The organism is Paenibacillus cellulositrophicus, assembly GCF_009363095.1.
GTDB lineage: Bacteria > Bacillota > Bacilli > Paenibacillales > Paenibacillaceae > Paenibacillus_AQ > Paenibacillus_AQ favisporus.
The window spans coordinates 3,796,587-3,811,936 of sequence record NZ_CP045295.1 but is presented as its reverse complement, the minus strand read 5'-3'; the positions used below and the strand labels follow the sequence as shown (position 1 = coordinate 3,811,936).

At 53.0% G+C, this 15,350-nt stretch carries 12 protein-coding genes and 1 tRNA gene; 1 reads left to right on the top strand and 12 read right to left on the bottom strand.

Annotation, left to right across the window (positions count from 1 at the left end; all coding sequences use genetic code 11):
* Positions 1-98 precede the first annotated feature (98 nt).
* The 10 genes from GCU45_RS17085 to rpsF all read right to left on the bottom strand — a co-directional run bounded on the left by GCU45_RS17085 (position 99) and on the right by rpsF (position 14,139).
* Entirely contained in the window at positions 99-3,200 is a 3,102-nt protein-coding gene (locus GCU45_RS17085; RefSeq protein ID WP_152399723.1) for an alpha-mannosidase, read from the bottom strand.
* Positions 3,201-5,504: a glycoside hydrolase family 3 N-terminal domain-containing protein gene (locus GCU45_RS17080; protein ID WP_152399722.1), complete on the bottom strand. Its 2,304-nt coding sequence runs from the start codon at positions 5,502-5,504 to the stop codon at positions 3,201-3,203. It lies immediately after the preceding gene.
* Positions 5,505-5,543: 39 nt separating this feature from the next.
* Complete coding sequence (locus tag GCU45_RS17075) at positions 5,544-6,464, bottom strand: carbohydrate ABC transporter permease (RefSeq protein WP_076172477.1); 921 nt, start codon at positions 6,462-6,464, stop codon at positions 5,544-5,546.
* Between the two features lie 27 nt (positions 6,465-6,491).
* Complete coding sequence (locus GCU45_RS17070; protein WP_076172479.1) at positions 6,492-7,421, bottom strand: ABC transporter permease; 930 nt, start codon at positions 7,419-7,421, stop codon at positions 6,492-6,494.
* 91 nt (positions 7,422-7,512) lie between these two features.
* Positions 7,513-9,003, bottom strand: coding sequence for an ABC transporter substrate-binding protein (locus GCU45_RS17065; protein ID WP_145948233.1), 1,491 nt, complete (start codon positions 9,001-9,003; stop codon positions 7,513-7,515).
* Between the two features lie 349 nt (positions 9,004-9,352).
* A complete protein-coding gene (locus tag GCU45_RS17060) occupies positions 9,353-10,873 on the bottom strand; it encodes a response regulator transcription factor (protein ID WP_152403139.1) in 1,521 nt (506 codons plus the stop codon).
* Positions 10,866-12,701, bottom strand: a complete 1,836-nt coding sequence (locus GCU45_RS17055) for a sensor histidine kinase (RefSeq protein WP_152399721.1) — start codon at positions 12,699-12,701, stop codon at positions 10,866-10,868. The genes GCU45_RS17060 and GCU45_RS17055 overlap by 8 nt, the downstream gene beginning before the upstream one ends.
* A 326-nt stretch (positions 12,702-13,027) precedes the next feature.
* The gene (gene rpsR / locus GCU45_RS17050; protein ID WP_076172485.1) at positions 13,028-13,300 is read right to left on the bottom strand and encodes a 30S ribosomal protein S18; all 273 of its coding nucleotides are present in this window, start codon (positions 13,298-13,300) and stop codon (positions 13,028-13,030) included.
* A gap of 21 nt (positions 13,301-13,321) precedes the next feature.
* Positions 13,322-13,801: a single-stranded DNA-binding protein gene (gene ssb / locus GCU45_RS17045; protein WP_145162262.1), complete on the bottom strand. Its 480-nt coding sequence runs from the start codon at positions 13,799-13,801 to the stop codon at positions 13,322-13,324.
* A 50-nt stretch (positions 13,802-13,851) separates the two neighbouring features.
* The gene (gene rpsF, locus GCU45_RS17040; protein WP_076172488.1) at positions 13,852-14,139 is read right to left on the bottom strand and encodes a 30S ribosomal protein S6; all 288 of its coding nucleotides are present in this window, start codon (positions 14,137-14,139) and stop codon (positions 13,852-13,854) included.
* A 201-nt stretch (positions 14,140-14,340) separates the two neighbouring features.
* Here rpsF and GCU45_RS17035 point away from each other — a divergent pair, with 201 nt between their 5' ends.
* Entirely contained in the window at positions 14,341-14,535 is a 195-nt protein-coding gene (locus GCU45_RS17035) for a YjzC family protein (RefSeq protein WP_076172489.1), read from the top strand.
* Between the two features lie 436 nt (positions 14,536-14,971).
* Here the strand turns inward: GCU45_RS17035 and GCU45_RS17030 are convergent.
* Both GCU45_RS17030 and GCU45_RS17025 read right to left on the bottom strand, forming a co-directional pair.
* Positions 14,972-15,062, bottom strand: a tRNA-Ser gene (locus tag GCU45_RS17030).
* A 67-nt stretch (positions 15,063-15,129) separates the two neighbouring features.
* A complete protein-coding gene (locus GCU45_RS17025; RefSeq protein ID WP_076172490.1) occupies positions 15,130-15,348 on the bottom strand; it encodes a DUF951 domain-containing protein in 219 nt (72 codons plus the stop codon).
* Between the last annotated feature and the right edge of the window lie 2 nt (positions 15,349-15,350).

Below are 15,350 nucleotides of genomic sequence, written 5' to 3'. Positions count from 1 at the left end.
GCGATACGCCCCTTTACTTGGCTGAATTGTAGAGTGTAATGATGTCACATCAAATCATGTATTGTTATACGATCTATACCAAACTTCTATATATGGCGTTAATCAACCTGCTTAAGCAGGACGGTTTTAATTTCATAAGGGGCAAAAGATAATTGCAGTTTCCCCTCCTGAAGCTGCAGCGGATGGGCCGGCTCTTCCAGCGCGTTGGACAGATAAGCCTCTGTGATGGCACCCGGCCATGTCAGCTCGATCTGTTCGCGTCCGCCTGTCGATTCATAGAACCGCAGGATGACGCCGCTTCCGTCCTCGGATGGTTTCACCGTGTCGAGCACAACGTGTCCACCGGATAGGGAAATCAGCGATCCCGTTGACGGACGAGAGCCTTGTGCACCGGACTCTGCCTGGCGAACCGGCATGTCCACGTTCAGCTCCGCCGCCTGACGGACGGTGTGTGACTCCCTCCAACCGCCTTGATGCGGCAGCAAAGAGTAGGTGAAGTCATGCTCGCCAAGGTCTGCCGTCACGTCTGGCCACTTCGGCGCCCGCAGCAGAGACAGACGGATCGTGCTGCCCTGAACGTCATAGCCGTATTTGCAGTCGTTCAGCAGGCTGACGCCGTATCCATGCTCCGACACGTCCACGAAGCGGTGTCCGCATACCTCGTACTGCGCCTGCTCCCAGCTCGTGTTCCGGTGGGTGGCGCGCTCGAGGGAGCCGAATGGAATTTCGTAGGTCGCTTTATCGGTGACCACGTCGACCGGGAAGCCCACTTTCAGAAGCTTGTGCGCCTCGTTCCAGTGAACATGTGTTTTGAAATCGATCCGCCGGTCATGGTGATAGAAGATCATGTCCTGCGTGATTTCGGACTGGCCGATCTTCCAGCGGAAGCGTAGCACGTCTTTGGTGCGTCCGGCCAGAACCAGCCGCTTCTCGAGCAGCTCCGCCTCACCGGCCGGCTGCTGTTCGTAGCGGGTGTCAATGTCCCAGGCATCCCACAGCGTCGGACGGTCGTGGAAGAAATGGAACCGGTTGGCGCGTTCCCCTTTCTTCACGACTTCCCGGCCGGCAGCCTTATCCAGCAGGCTGGTGATTTCGCCCCGCTCGTTGAACCGCACGAGGTAAGCGGAAGTCTCCCACTTATCGCCGAACGATTGAACTCCGGCGGAGTCAGCTTTCACAGCAGCTTCCGGCTTCACCCACACGGTTTTATAACCCAGTGCCGGTACGTCGGGAACCCGCACGGAGATTCCGCCTTCGACAGCGTCCATCTCCAGGCGCGTGCCGTGCTCGTCATAAGCGGCCAAGGCGCCTTCGCCTTGTACGGCTTCGATATGAACCACAGCGCTGCGGTTCCATCCGAGACTGTTGAAGACAACGTACGGAGTACCCTCCATGCCGGAAGTGTTGATATCCGACACCAGCGTGTTCAGCCCTTCGTTCAAGGCATGTTCTCCCTTGGCGAAAATTTCGCCGTACTCCTTATCCGACGTTTCATACGTTTCGGTAATCGCCGATCCCGGAATGATGTCATGGAACTGGTTCAGCAGAATCAGCTTCCAGCCGTCATGCAGCTGCTGCGTCACCTCTGTACGGTTGGCAGCATCCATGTTCGGCCCAGCCAGCGTGTTCCACAGCTCGGCTTCCCGGTACAGCACCTCCGCCTTGCGGTTGCTGCGTTTGTTGCGGGCGTGCGTCGTATACGTGCCGCGGTGCAGCTCCAGGTAGAGATCGCCGCGCCACGTCGGAAGCACCGGACCCGCATGCTCGATGCTCTCGAAGAACTTAGCCGCTGTACTATAGCGGCTTGCCGGCTGCCCGACCATCAGATCGGACCGGTCGATGTACTCCAGCATCTCGCGGGTGACGCCCCCGCCGCCGTCCCCGTGCCCGTACAGGAGCATCTGCTCAGGATGCAGCGCCTTTTCCCGATAGGACTGCCAGTGATCGTGAACATCCTTCGGCAGTGTGTGTTCGTTCACGCCATGGTTCAGATAAGACAAAATCGGTGTTCCATCGATGCCGACCCAATGGAACAAATCGTATGGGAACAGGTTGGTGTCGTTCCAACCGAGCTTGGTCGTCATGAAATAATCCACTTTGCCGTGCTTCAAAATTTGCGGCAGCGATGCGCAGTAGCCAAACGTGTCCGGCAGCCATTCGATATTCGACGTCCGGCCGAATTCCTCCTGGTAGAACCGCTGACCGTACAGCATCTGCCGGATCAGTGATTCGCCACTCGGCAGATTCAGGTCGGGCTCGACCCACATGCCGCCGACCAGCTCCCAGCGTCCTTCCACGATCCGCGCCTTGACCCGTTCGAACAGCTCGGGATCGTTTTCCTTCAGAAACGCGAAGAGCTGCGGCTGGCTTTGCGTGTACCGGTATTCTGGATATTCCTCCATCAGCCGGTCGACCGTCGAGAACGTGCGGCTCGCCTTGCGAACCGTTTCGCGGACAGGCCACAGCCAGGCGATATCGATATGGGACTGGCCGACCATATGCTCCAGCCCCTCGGCATTGCCGCCTACTTCCTGGACGTCTGCTCTGAGCGCTGCCTCGATTTCCGCAACGTCCCTGCCATCACGGATGGCCGCTGCATCCAGGTTCACGAACCGGTCCATCGCCCGGTACAGCACTTCCATCAGGCGCACGCGGCGGAAATCTTCCTGCGGCAGCAGCACCAACGAATCGCGCACGACGGTGACTGTATACATCAGGCTCAGCACCGCATGATTCGGCCGCACAAGCAGACTCGTGACCGACGTGATCGGCGGGTTGATGACGGCCTGCTGGTTCAATGGATCGACCGGTTCCGGAACCGGGTCAAACAGCTCGATTTCGAGTTCCGGCGTCTCTCCGATCACTGCAGGATCGAGCGTTACATACGTATGATTGCGGTCGAGGCCTTGGTAGGAAACCCCGTTGACGCGCAGAAGCCCTTCTCCGCCCGAAGCGAAGACAAGCCCGAATGTCTCGGATGGCCAGCCTTCCGGCAGCTCAAGCCGGGTCCGGAAGAAATATGTCGTTCCTTGCTTGCTTGGAAAAGAGGCCAGCCCCTTCCCTTCCGGGTAAGGAGCCGTATTCTCATATTCGCCAGGCAATTTGTAGTAAGAGCGGGTGATGTCCCAGCTGCGGAGCTCAGTCTGCTCCAGCCAGCGGTTGTCTGATAATTCACGGATAAAGCGTCTGATCCGTTCCATTTATTTACCCTCCCGCACGGCCAACTCCGTGCTCATCGTGTCGTTTACATGTCTGCCGACATGGATCCGGAACAGCCCCGGTTCCACGAGGGGCTTCAGGTCCCTGCCCACGTACTGCAGCTGTTCCCTGCCGATCTTAAATTCCACGGTCCGGGATTCACCCGGTTCAAGTTCCACTTTCGTAAACCCTTTGAGCTCCATCAACGGACGGCTTGCGGCGCTCACGCTATCTGAAATGTACAGCTGCACGACTTCCGCTCCGGTACGGCTGCCGGTGTTCGTCACGTTCACCGACACGGTTGCCGTTTCGTCTTCCGTTATCGAATCGGCGCTGATGCGGAGCTGATCGTAACCAAAGGTCGTATAACTGAGGCCATATCCGAACGGGTAACGCGGCTTCGAGTCCTCTTCCATATACCGCTTGCCCCGCGAGCGTTTGCCGTTGTAATACACCGGCAGCTGGCCGACATGCTTCGGAATCGATACGGTGAGCCGTCCGGACGGATTGACTTCGCCGAACAAAATGTCCGCCACCGCGTGTCCGCCCTCCTGCCCCGGATACCAGGCCTCCAGAATGGCGTCGGCATGCTCGTCCACCCATGGTTCGGCAATCGGACGGCCGTTAATGTACACCACGACGAGACGCTTGCCGAGTTTATGGATTTCCTGAATCAACTCCAGCTGCACGCCCGCCAATCCCAGCGTCATGCGGTCGATACCTTCGCCGCACTCCATGTCGTTCCAGGAGTTGTCCGACACCTTCGAGGCGCCAGTCTTCAGGTCGATCGTTCCTTCGCCAAAATCGCGGGCACTCGATCCACCCATCACCATCACCACGGTGTCTGCCTGTGACGCGCAGGACAGCGCTGTATCGAATCCTTCGCGGGAATCGCCTTTAATCCGGCAGCCCGGCGCATACAGCACCCGGCCGGATTCAGCGCCGAGCTTCGCCCGGATGCCCTTCAGCACGGTCGCCACTTTGTCCGCCGGCTGCGGCGACGTGTAATCGCCCAGCTGGTTATAGCCGTGGTCTGCGTTCGGACCAATCACGGCAATGGTGCCCGCCCGCTTGTCCAGCGGCAGTGCATCCTTCTCGTTCTTCAAGAGAATGATGCCTTCCTCCGCCAGCTTGCGTGCCAGCTGCACATGCTCGCTTTGGCCAATGACCTGCCCAGCCCGCTCCGGATCCACATATGGCCGGTCGAACAAGCCCAGCTTGAACTTGAGTACCAGCACCCGCAGCACCGCCCGGTCCAGGACACCAATGCCAAGCTTGCCCTGGCTGACCGCCTCCAGCAGATACCGGCCATACATTTCGCCGGACATCTCCATGTCGATGCCCGCCTTAATGGCCTGAACGGCGGCGTCCATGCCGTCTTCCGCCACATCATGACCCGCGGCCAGCATGTCGATGGCCCCGCAGTCGGTGATGACCATGCCGTCGAACCCCCACTGCTTGCGGAGGACTTCATCCAGCAGTTCCGTGTTGACCGTGCATGGCACCCCGTCAATTTCGTTATACGCCGGCATGATGGACACAGCGCCGGCTTCCACTGCTTTCTTGAACGGATACAGGTCCACCTCAAGCAGCTCGCGCCAGCCCATGTGCACGGGGCCGGCGTTGCGTCCACCTTCGGAGCTGCCGTATCCGACAAAATGCTTCAGCGTCGCGGCAACGCTCGCGTCGCTGTCCAAAGCATCGCCCTGAAGCCCCTGGACCGATACGGCGGCAAATTCGCCGATCAGGTAAGGGTCTTCGGCGAAGCACTCCTCCGTGCGCCCCCAGCGGGGATCGCGCACGACGTCCAGCACCGGCGAGTACGTCACCGCCCCGCCCTGCGCCCGCGTCTCCGCGGCGACGGCGCGGCACATCTCGCGGTACAGGTCGACGTTCCACGTGCTCCCGAGCAGCAGCGGCACCGGATACACCGTGCCGTCGATCGCCATATGCCCGTGCGAGCACTCCTCCCCGATCAGGATCGGAATGCCGAGCCGGGAATTCTCAATGGCATAACGCTGAATTTCGTTAACCGCCTCCGCACCTTCCTTGGCGGACAGGCCGTTCTCCAGCGTGACGCCGGTCCACGGATCGGCGCGCAGCACCCCGTACAGGGAACCGACACCGCCATTTTGGACTTGCTGCTTAAAAGACTCCGTTAATTCAATCTTCCCATCTCTATGTTCATAGGTTTGCCAGCCGAACGGCTGCACGAGCTGGCCAACCTTTTCTTCCAAAGTCATCAGACCTAGCAAATGCCGGGCCCTCTCCACAGCTGGTTTCGTCTTGTCTTTGTAAATCAACATCTCGACTTCTCTCCTGTCTCCCTAAAGTGATGTTGTTTATTATTCTTTGACGGCACCTACGGTAAGTCCTTGTACAAAATAACGTTGGAAGAACGGATATGCAAAAATAATTGGCAGCGTAGCGAGCACGACCATCGCCATACGGGACGTATCCTGCGGAATGGACTGCAGTGCAGCCATGCTGAGCGAGCTGTTGGCCGAGTTTTGCTGAATGAACTGAATGCTGGATTCGATCCGCATCAGCATCGATTGCAGCGGCACCAGGTTCGGATTGTCGATATAGAGCAAGGCATTAAACCAGTCATTCCAATACCCTAGCGTACTGAACAGTCCGATCGTCGCCAGACCTGGCAAAGACAACGGCAGCACGATGCGGAGGAAAATGTAGAAATCGCCCGCGCCGTCGATCCGGCCCGATTCGATAATCGCCTCCGGTACGCTGGTGCTGTAGAACGTACGCAGAATCATGATATAAAAAGCGTTCATCGCGAGCGGCAAAATCAGCGCCCACAGCGTATCTTTCAATCCGAGCAATTGCGACACAACCATATACGTCGGAATCATCCCGCCGTTAAACAGCATGGTAAGGATCGCGAATACGGAGAAAAATCTGCGGTAGCGGAAGCTTTTCCGTGAAATCGCATAGGCGTACAGCGAGATCAGGATCAAGCTGACGAGCGTGCCCACGACGGTAACGAGGATCGTCACGCCATAGGAACGGAGCAGCGTGTCGCCGCTTTGAAATACGAATTTGTAAGCCTCGAAGCTCCATTTGGCCGGGATCAGACGGTAGCCGTCCGTTGCCAGCGTTTTTTCATCGGTTAACGAGATAATGACGACGAACAGAAAAGGAAATACGCACAAGAAGGAAAAGATCGCCGCAATCGTATGAAGAACAGCGTTCGCGCCGCGCGAAACATGATGAAAATCCCGTTTTTTTCTTTGAATGACCTCCGCCATAACCTGACACTCCCTTCAAAAAATGATTTAGAATAATGCGCTGTCCTTGTCGATTTTGCGGACGACAAAGTTGGACACGATAACGAGTACAAAGCCGACAACCGATTGATACAGGCCTGCAGCGGTACTCATACCGATTTCGCCAGTTGTTTTCAGACCGCGGTATACGTACGTATCGATTACGTTGGTTACGGAGTACAGCGTACCCGAGTCTCTTGGAACCTGGTAGAACAGACCGAAGTCGGCGTAGAAGATCCGGCCCACTGCGAGCAGTGTCATGATAATGATGATCGGCGAGAGCATCGGAATCGTAATGTTCTTGATTTGCTGCCACTTGCTGGCCCCGTCGATCATGGCTGCTTCATACAGGGATTTGTCGATGCCCATGATGGAGGCGAGATACACGACGCTGTTGTAACCGACGGATTTCCAAAGACTGACGAAGACAAGGATATACGGCCAATATTTTGGATCGGAATACCACTGAACCGGCTCGGCGCCGAACCAGCCGAGGATTTGGTTGATCATCCCGCGGTCCATGCTCAGGAAGCTGAATGCAAAGTATCCGACGATGACCCAGGACAGGAAGTAAGGAAGGAACATCCCTGTCTGATAAATTTTCGCCATCGTTTTGCCGACCAGCTCGGAGAGCAGAACTGCCATGGCTACGGACAAGATCAATCCAAGGATAATAAAAGCCAGGTTGTACAATAACGTGTTACGCGTAATCGTGTAGGCATCATTGGTGCTGAACAGGAATTTGAAGTTGTCCCAGCCTACCCACTCACTCTTGCTGATACTGGCCCAGAAGCCTTCCCGGTTGAAACGGTATTGCTTGAATGCCACGATCGTACCCACCAGCGGCAGGTAGGAAAAGAAGAAAAACCAAATGGCACCGGGCAGCACCATAAACAGCATGACTTTGTTTCTAATGAGGTTTTTGAAAAATGCGGCCATTCTGTTTCCCTCCCATGATTGATTGGTTATACATTGAAAAAGGACCGGGCGCTAAGTCACCCGCCCGATCCTTTCCGAATTTTTTTCTACATTACTTGTTGTTTGCAGCTTTCCAGGCGTCAAGCTGAGTTTGAGCTTCAGCGATGACCTTGTCCAGGCCGGCTTGCTTGAAGGCCGCAATCGCTTTTGGCAGGTAGGTTTCCGGATCAACAGTACCGGTCATCAGGGATGCCCAGAACTGTTCCTTCACGTTTTGTACAGCTGCCATTTCGGTTGCTACTTTCGTGCTGTCGAAGTTGAAGCTCAGGATTGGAGAATCTTTACCTTCAGCGTTAAATTTCTTGAATTGCTCCCACTTGTCATCCGGGTCATTCGGGTTCAAGTAGAGCAGCATGTTGTTGCCGAGGGAGTACGACGGCATGTCGTAGTTTTTGCCCTCTGGAAGGTTTTCAATGTGCTTGTCGTCAACCTTCTTGTAGTGCGTTCCTTCGATACCGGAATCCACCATGTTGCGAAGAACCGGATCCGTATTCAGCAGGTTCAGGAATTCCATTGCTTTCTCCGGATGTTCGGAGTTCGCGGAAATCGCCATGATCGAACCTTGAACCGAAGTATTTGTGATAATGGCATCACTTGCCGGTGTCGATTTAACCGGATAACCATAGCTTGCAGACCAAGTATTGTCAGCCAGCGGCTGGGTTTGCGCACGGTCCATGAACCAGTTGCCGGAAGTCATCAGATCGCTAGTGGAGCCTGTTGTTGCTGCTTCCGGAGCCACATAGCCGGCTTGATAATATTTGTGCATCGTTGTCAGCGCCTGCTTCATTTCTGGCGTTTCGAGGATGTCGACGATTTTGTAATCGGTCGTATCCAGCTTCACGGCCATTGGCAGATTCTGAATGATGTAGTCATAAGGAACATAAGGAACGTAGTTCTTGTCCATCGCGAACGGTGTTACGTTCGGTTCTTTTTCCTTAATCGCTTTCAACAGCGGCTCAATGCTATCCAGGGAACGTACATTGGAGGTATCCAGTTTGTACTTGTCCACCAGGTTTTGGTTGAAGCGCCATACTTCTTGCTGAGGAAGCTCTTTGTTGGCCGGAATGCCATAGTTGTGTCCATCGACTTTGGAGCCTTCCAGGAAAGCAGGATCGATGGTATCTTTGATACCTTGTCCATATTTATCAAGCAGATCGTCGAGTTCCATGAACGCGCCTTTTCTTGCGTTCTGTACGTAATCGAATCCGCCTGCGGATGTGAACATGATGTCCATCGGTTCGCCGGAAGCTACGTTTACCTGCATTTTTTGCTGGTAGTCGCCCCAGTCGATCATTTTCATGGTGACGGTTGCATTAATTTTCTCCTGCGTATACTTGCTGACCTCGGCCATAACCTTGTCAACGTCTTTTTGCGGCGTGCCGATCGTGTACCAGATCAGGTTTACCGGTTTCTCGGAGCTTCCCGAAGATCCGGAACCACTGCTTTCCGCGTCTTTGTTGCCCCCACCGCACGCGCTGAGTACAAGCGCGAAGGCCGTCAACATGGCCAGTGCGAACGAGAAGCTTTTCTTACCCTTGCTCATGTGTGTTCCTCCCTTTTTGTGTTGCAGTCAATGTTGTCTAGCTGTCTGCCCACCAAGCGGCCAAACCGGCTTTTTCTTTTATTGTTTCCGGCTCGGTTTGTTTAACTAAGATAACCTTAACGGATGTAAGCCGTTACAAAAAGAAGATAAACTAAATAAAACCGTGTACAAATTAAAGAAAAGGTTTACTTTTTGTCTAAATTTGTCATTTTTTCAGTGAAACGCTTACTTTTATTGTTTTTCTTTCATTTTCATTCGGTTTTTTCTGCATCAAACGTCACAAAAAAACCCTAAACCGGATGAGATGGTAGGTGTTTAGTCTCATCTGATTCAGGGTGTTTTCAGCCGGTCAACCCAGCCCCTTGTAATCCGTCGGCGAGATCCCGACATATTTCCTGAACTGTTTATAAAAGTATCCGGTCTCCCAGTAGCCTACGTTCCGCGCAATCTCCTGCACCTTGAAGTTCGTGTTCTTCAGCTGCTGCTTCGCCTTTTCGATTCGGAACTTGTTGATGTATTCGGCGAACGTTTCCCCGGTTTCCTTATGAAACAGCTGTCCCAGGTACACCGGATGGATATGATACTGTGCCCCCAGCGTCTTCAGCGACAGTTCATCCGCGTAATGATTGTGAATATGAACCAGCACCTGATTCACAACGGGGTTCTTCATATCCTGAAGCAGCGACTGGACCGCAGCCCCAGCCACGTCCTGCAGTGCAGTAATGAGATCCTGCAGCGATGAGCTGTCCCGAACCCTGCCTAAGCCGTTCTTGAATATATCCGACTCATCCGTATGCTTGATCTGTTCAAGCTCCATTTTGAAACGAATCACCAGCTCCAGGGCCGCGTTCAGCAGATCCTCCGGACGGATATGTCCCGCCTTCTGCATCTGCTCAAAGTCGTCTTGGATTTTTCGATTCAGCCCGGCCTCGTCCCTCGCCAGAATCAGCTTGGCGTATTCGTCCCAAGCGATGGCGATATGCCGATCCGGGCCGCCGCTATTCTCTTCCAGGCTGGTGTAGTCGATGATCCGCCGATCCGGAAATACCATAAAATACTCCAGCGACTGCTTGGCCTCCTTGTAGCTGACAGAAGCCTCTCCAGGCAGGCTCACCGCCGAGCCGACACCGATATGCACCGTGCAGCCCTGTCTCGCTAAATCAGCCTCCAGCTGCTCCAATGCTGTCATCAGACGAGCCTTCCCCTCCTGCGGGTTCTCCAGACTTCCAATAAGGACAGTATCCCCATCCACATCGCGGAACAGTGTCAGCTCCGTGCTGTCTTCCAGCAAATCGTCAACCTGCCCGAACAACGCCTCATCGGCTGCGGTCCGAAGCACCGCCACGGCCATATAAGGCCGGTCCAAGTTCACGCCGAGCAGATCGGCTCTTTCTATAAATTCCGGAGGGGCGATCTGCCCGTTCATCCAGCGATAGAGCGTATTGTCCTTCAAAATTTGCACATCAAAAGCGCTGTACAATCCGCTCGCCCTCGTACTGTCCAGCTTGGACACGGTATTACGGAGAGTCGATTCCAGCTCCTCCACATTGATCGGCTTCAGCAAGTAGTTCTCGATACCGAGCCTCATCCCCTGCTTCAAGTAATCGAACTCGTTGTATCCACTTAGGATGATCACCTTGAGGTCGCTGCGGGTTTTACGAGCCTCGCCGATCAGACTCAGGCCGTCCATCACCGGCATGGAAATATCCGTAATCAGTACATCCACGGGCGTAGACGCCATCACCTCGAGCGCCTGGCGGCCATTCTCTGCGTGCCCGACGATCTCCAGCCCCAGCGCTGCCCAATCCAAAATATCGTACAGCCCTTCGATAATGAACGGCTCATCGTCCACAATAAACACTTTATACATCTTCAGCATCCGTCCCTTCCCGGTTAGGATAACGTACGGTGACAACCGTACCGACTCCAGGCCGACTGTCAATTTCCACCCCGTAAGCCGGACCGTACAAAAACTGCAGCCGGCTGTGCACGCTGCGCAGCCCAAACATTTCACCGGACTCCTCCGGCTTCCCGAGCTCTTCATGGATTTCAGCCAGACGCTCAGGCGTGATACCTTTGCCATTATCTGTAATCACGGCCACCAGCATATCGCCTTCTTCCCTCACCCGAATGTCCAGTTGATTATCGTCGCGATTGGTCTGGATGCCGTGAACGATATAGTTTTCGATCAGCGGTTGCAGCGACAGCCTCATGACCGATTTGCCCTGCAGCGCCGGATCTGAATCGATCGTATAGCTGAACTTCTCCTTATAACGGATCCGGAACAGCTCCAGATACAAGCGGCATGCCTCCAGCTCATCCTTGAGCGTGTAGATCTTTTTCTGCTTCACCAGGCTTTTGAAAAGCACGGACAAGCTATAGATCATTTCCCCGACATCTTTAGCCCCTTGGGAAATGGCCCGCATCCGAATCACTTCAAGCGTATTGTACAAAAAGTGAGGATTGATCCGCGCCTGCAGCGCCACCAGCTCCGTCTGCTTCTGTTTAATTTCGGCTTTGTATACCCGCTCGATATACAAGTTCAACTCGTCCAACATGTCGTTAAAGCTCCGGGAAATCTGGCCAAGCTCGTCTTCTCCCGGATTATCAATCCGTGCAGACAAATCCCCGTTTTTCACCTTGCGCGTAATCCTAATAATCCGATTCGTCCGGTTGGCGAAATTAATCACAAAGAAGGCCGGGAAAAAGATCGCAAACAATATACAGATCCCACTGATCGTTATAATCGTTTTCCGGATACCTGAATAGCTGGCCTCCACGTCCTTTTTCGGAACCGCACCAATCACGACGTATCCGTTGTCAGCGGAAGTCAGCTTGTTGATATACATTCGGCTGCTGACCTCAGCCGGGCGGGTATTTCCACCGTCATACAGCGAGTCGGTCACATCCATATACGGATAGGTCTTCCCATAATATTTCCCTTCCGAATCATACAAAACCTTGCCGTCCGCCGAAAGCACCGCGATATCCCCTTTGAAGCTGTCCTTATAGCTGGTCAGCGCATCGGTGATGCCGCCCGAATCCAAATATACGAGGAACTGACCCGCATTTTTGAGCTGCCGGTTATTGATCGGTACCCGGACGGCGTACAGCTCCGGCGCCCATTGGTCCGCCGCCTTCCGTATCCAGTAATTCGGAGCGGTGATGCCCTTATAATCCATCGCCATGACGTCCGGAATGTAAGAGTGGGTCATATCGGTGGTCAGCTGCTTATACTGCTTGTTTGGCTTGAACACAGACAGAAACTGCTTCTCTGAACTGTACAGCATGATGTTGCGGATATCTCCGTTTTCGTCCATCACCTGCTGGAAATACTGCAGCGGGTCCGTCGAGTTGTTGTTCGTTTCGTTGTAAAACTGGTCCATCCGATGCTGGACATATTGGGAATAAGGATGCTCCATCAAAAAGGAAATGTTCGAGAACAGCATTTCGTTCCGGTACATATCCCTGGCAATATTCTCTACCGACTGGTAACGCTGATCCAGATACCGGCTGACATTTTCCATCGCAGCCTTCTGGTTGTTGAGTTCCTTCTCCACGATCGATTGGGATAGGGAAGAGAACATCAGATAGGACAGAATCACGATTGTTAGAATGGCAATGATCGTGAAAATCAGCAGAATCCTCATGAACATGTTATTTTTAAAATAATTCCTGTAGATTCTGCCCAGTCCCATCGTAATCCCCCTTTTCGCCGTTTTTCCATTATATCATACCCTCGTTGATCGTTAAGGAACACGCTGTTTACGAAGCCTGTTTGCTAATCAATCCAGCCGGAACTTCACTATCATGAAATTGCCCGGGAAATGGAAAGCTGTGCCCTGCCCTTTCCTACGGGTACGCTTACAACTTTACCGCCACTGCTTGATGCAGCAATAACACTATGATAACTTTTTCGTTTCCCGTAAGACAAATGGAATAATTTTGAACATGTTCATCACAGCAAAAAAGCCAGCACCTGGGATGTCCAAGGTACTGGCTTTCTCGCTCGCCATGATACAGATTACTCTGTAGTGTATGGCAGCAATGCGATTTGACGGGAGCGTTTGATCGCAATCGTCAGCATGCGTTGGTATTTTGCGCTAGTGCCGGTTACACGGCGAGGCAAAATTTTACCGCGTTCGCTGATAAATTTCTTCAGCAGATCGGTATCTTTATAGTCAATGTGAGTAATTTTGTTCACAGTGAAGAAGCACACTTTACGACGTTTATTACGGCCGCCGCGGCGAGCCGGTCTTTTATCGTTGTCTCCGCCTTCTCTTTGTTTAAAAGCCATGCTGTTTCAGTCCTTTCCTTATTAAAATGGCAAATCATCATCCGAAATATCAATCGGTTTTCCGTCATCGGAAAAAGGATCCTGATTGGAATTGTTCCGCGAGTAGCTGTTACCGCCACGTCCGCCGCCTCCATCGTAGGAAGGCTCCTCACGCGGGGTGCTTCCGCCTCCACCGCCTTCACGGTTGGATTCCAGGAAACGTACGTTATCGGCAATGACTTCGGTGACGTATACACGTTTACCTTCGTTATTCTCGTAATTCCGTACCTGGATGCGCCCTTCTACAGCCGTCAGACGGCCTTTGCGCAGATAATTGGCGCAGGTCTCAGCAAGCTGTCTCCATGTGACCACCGGAATAAAGTCCGCCTCACGCTCTCCGCCTTGCGCCGTAAACGGGCGATCCACAGCGAGCGTAAACTGCGTTACGGCTACCCCTGAAGGTGTATAGCGCAGTTCCGGATCCCGGGTCAACCGGCCGATCAAAATAACACGGTTCAACAATCGAGTCCCCTCCTTTGAGCGAATTTCATCACTAATTCCGTAAACGGATATTAAGCAACAACGTCAAGCGTAATGAGATAACGAATAACTTCGTCAGAAATTTTCATGAGGCGCTCAAGTTCGGCTACAACGTCAGGGTTGGCGCTGAAGTTAACCAGAACAAAAGTACCGTCACGGAATTTGTTGATCTCATACGCAAGGCGGCGTTTACCCATCACTTCATGCTTAGTGATTTCTCCACCGTTGGAGATGATGCCTTGGAATTTTTCGACTGCGGCTTGAACAGCATCTTGTTCAATGTCAGGACGAATAATGTACATCACTTCGTATTTGCGCATATGTTTCACCTCCTTATGGACTTCGGCCCCTGATCATGTCAGGAGCAAGGAACGAGTCTGAACTCGCACCATATTAATATATCAAATTGGCCCAATGATTGCAAGTACAATGCTGTATTGATCCTGTTCCACACATGATTCTCCGCCAAGGGTACACACTACAGAGGCAGTCCATTTTAACGATTAAAGGAGGCCTTGTCCATGGGTGAAAGAACCGAATTCGAACCAGGCGACAAAGCGCCGAACCCCGGCGTGTACATGGAGGTTGGTGAAAACAGCTTCCATACTGAAATCACGGATCCGCAGCGGGTCGAGCTGGCTAAGGGCGATACCTTTCCAGAGACCTCGAAGAAAGACCGCAAATGGAAACGGATGACGAAAGCGCGGGTCCACTAATTTCACAAATGGATGCATAAGCGCACGAAAACTGCGCATATTACAATCAGGCGGTGCTTGAGAGAGGTGTGGTTCCGTTGGACATGATCAACGCAACAAAGCACAGGAAGTCAGAAACAGCACGTTCAAGAAGCGGAGGGAAGTGCTAAAAACACTTTATTGTCTAAAGCAAAGATTTGCTAAAGGCTGACCCGAGTTTCACTTGCTGAAGTGTTGTGTGGATGAATTCCAAAAAATCATGGCATCGCCTGCCAAATCGGAGGACCTTATGGGTCCTCCTTTGGTTTGTATATAGCCGTAATGCCGCTTCCCCTCTTATTATGAAAGCAAAGGATCATGAAGCGAAACGCTCTAATAACTAAGAAAACCTCCAGTTTCTTCAACTGAAGGTTTTCGCCGTATGTATTCTATGCGCAGTCACTTAAATAAGGGAATGTGGCGGAAAGAGAGGGATTCGAACCCTCGCACGCCTTGCGACGCCTAACTGATTTCGAGTCAGCCCCCTTAGACCTCTTGGGTACCTTTCCGCAGCAAAATTGATTATAGCACATGTCCATCATTTGTGCAAGCCCTTTACCCCAAAGCTATTTATTTCTAAGCCTGCCCTTCCATTCCCTCTTCCGATTTCGAACGAAGCACCTTTTTCATATTTTTCTCAAACTTCGCCCGCGGGATCAATACACTGTGCTGACAGCCGACACATTTGATCCGGATATCCATTCCCATGCGGATAATTTCCATTTCGTTGCTGCCGCATGGGTGGTTTTTCTTCATTTGGACGATATCTCCGAGCTGAAACACTTTACGTTCCACCG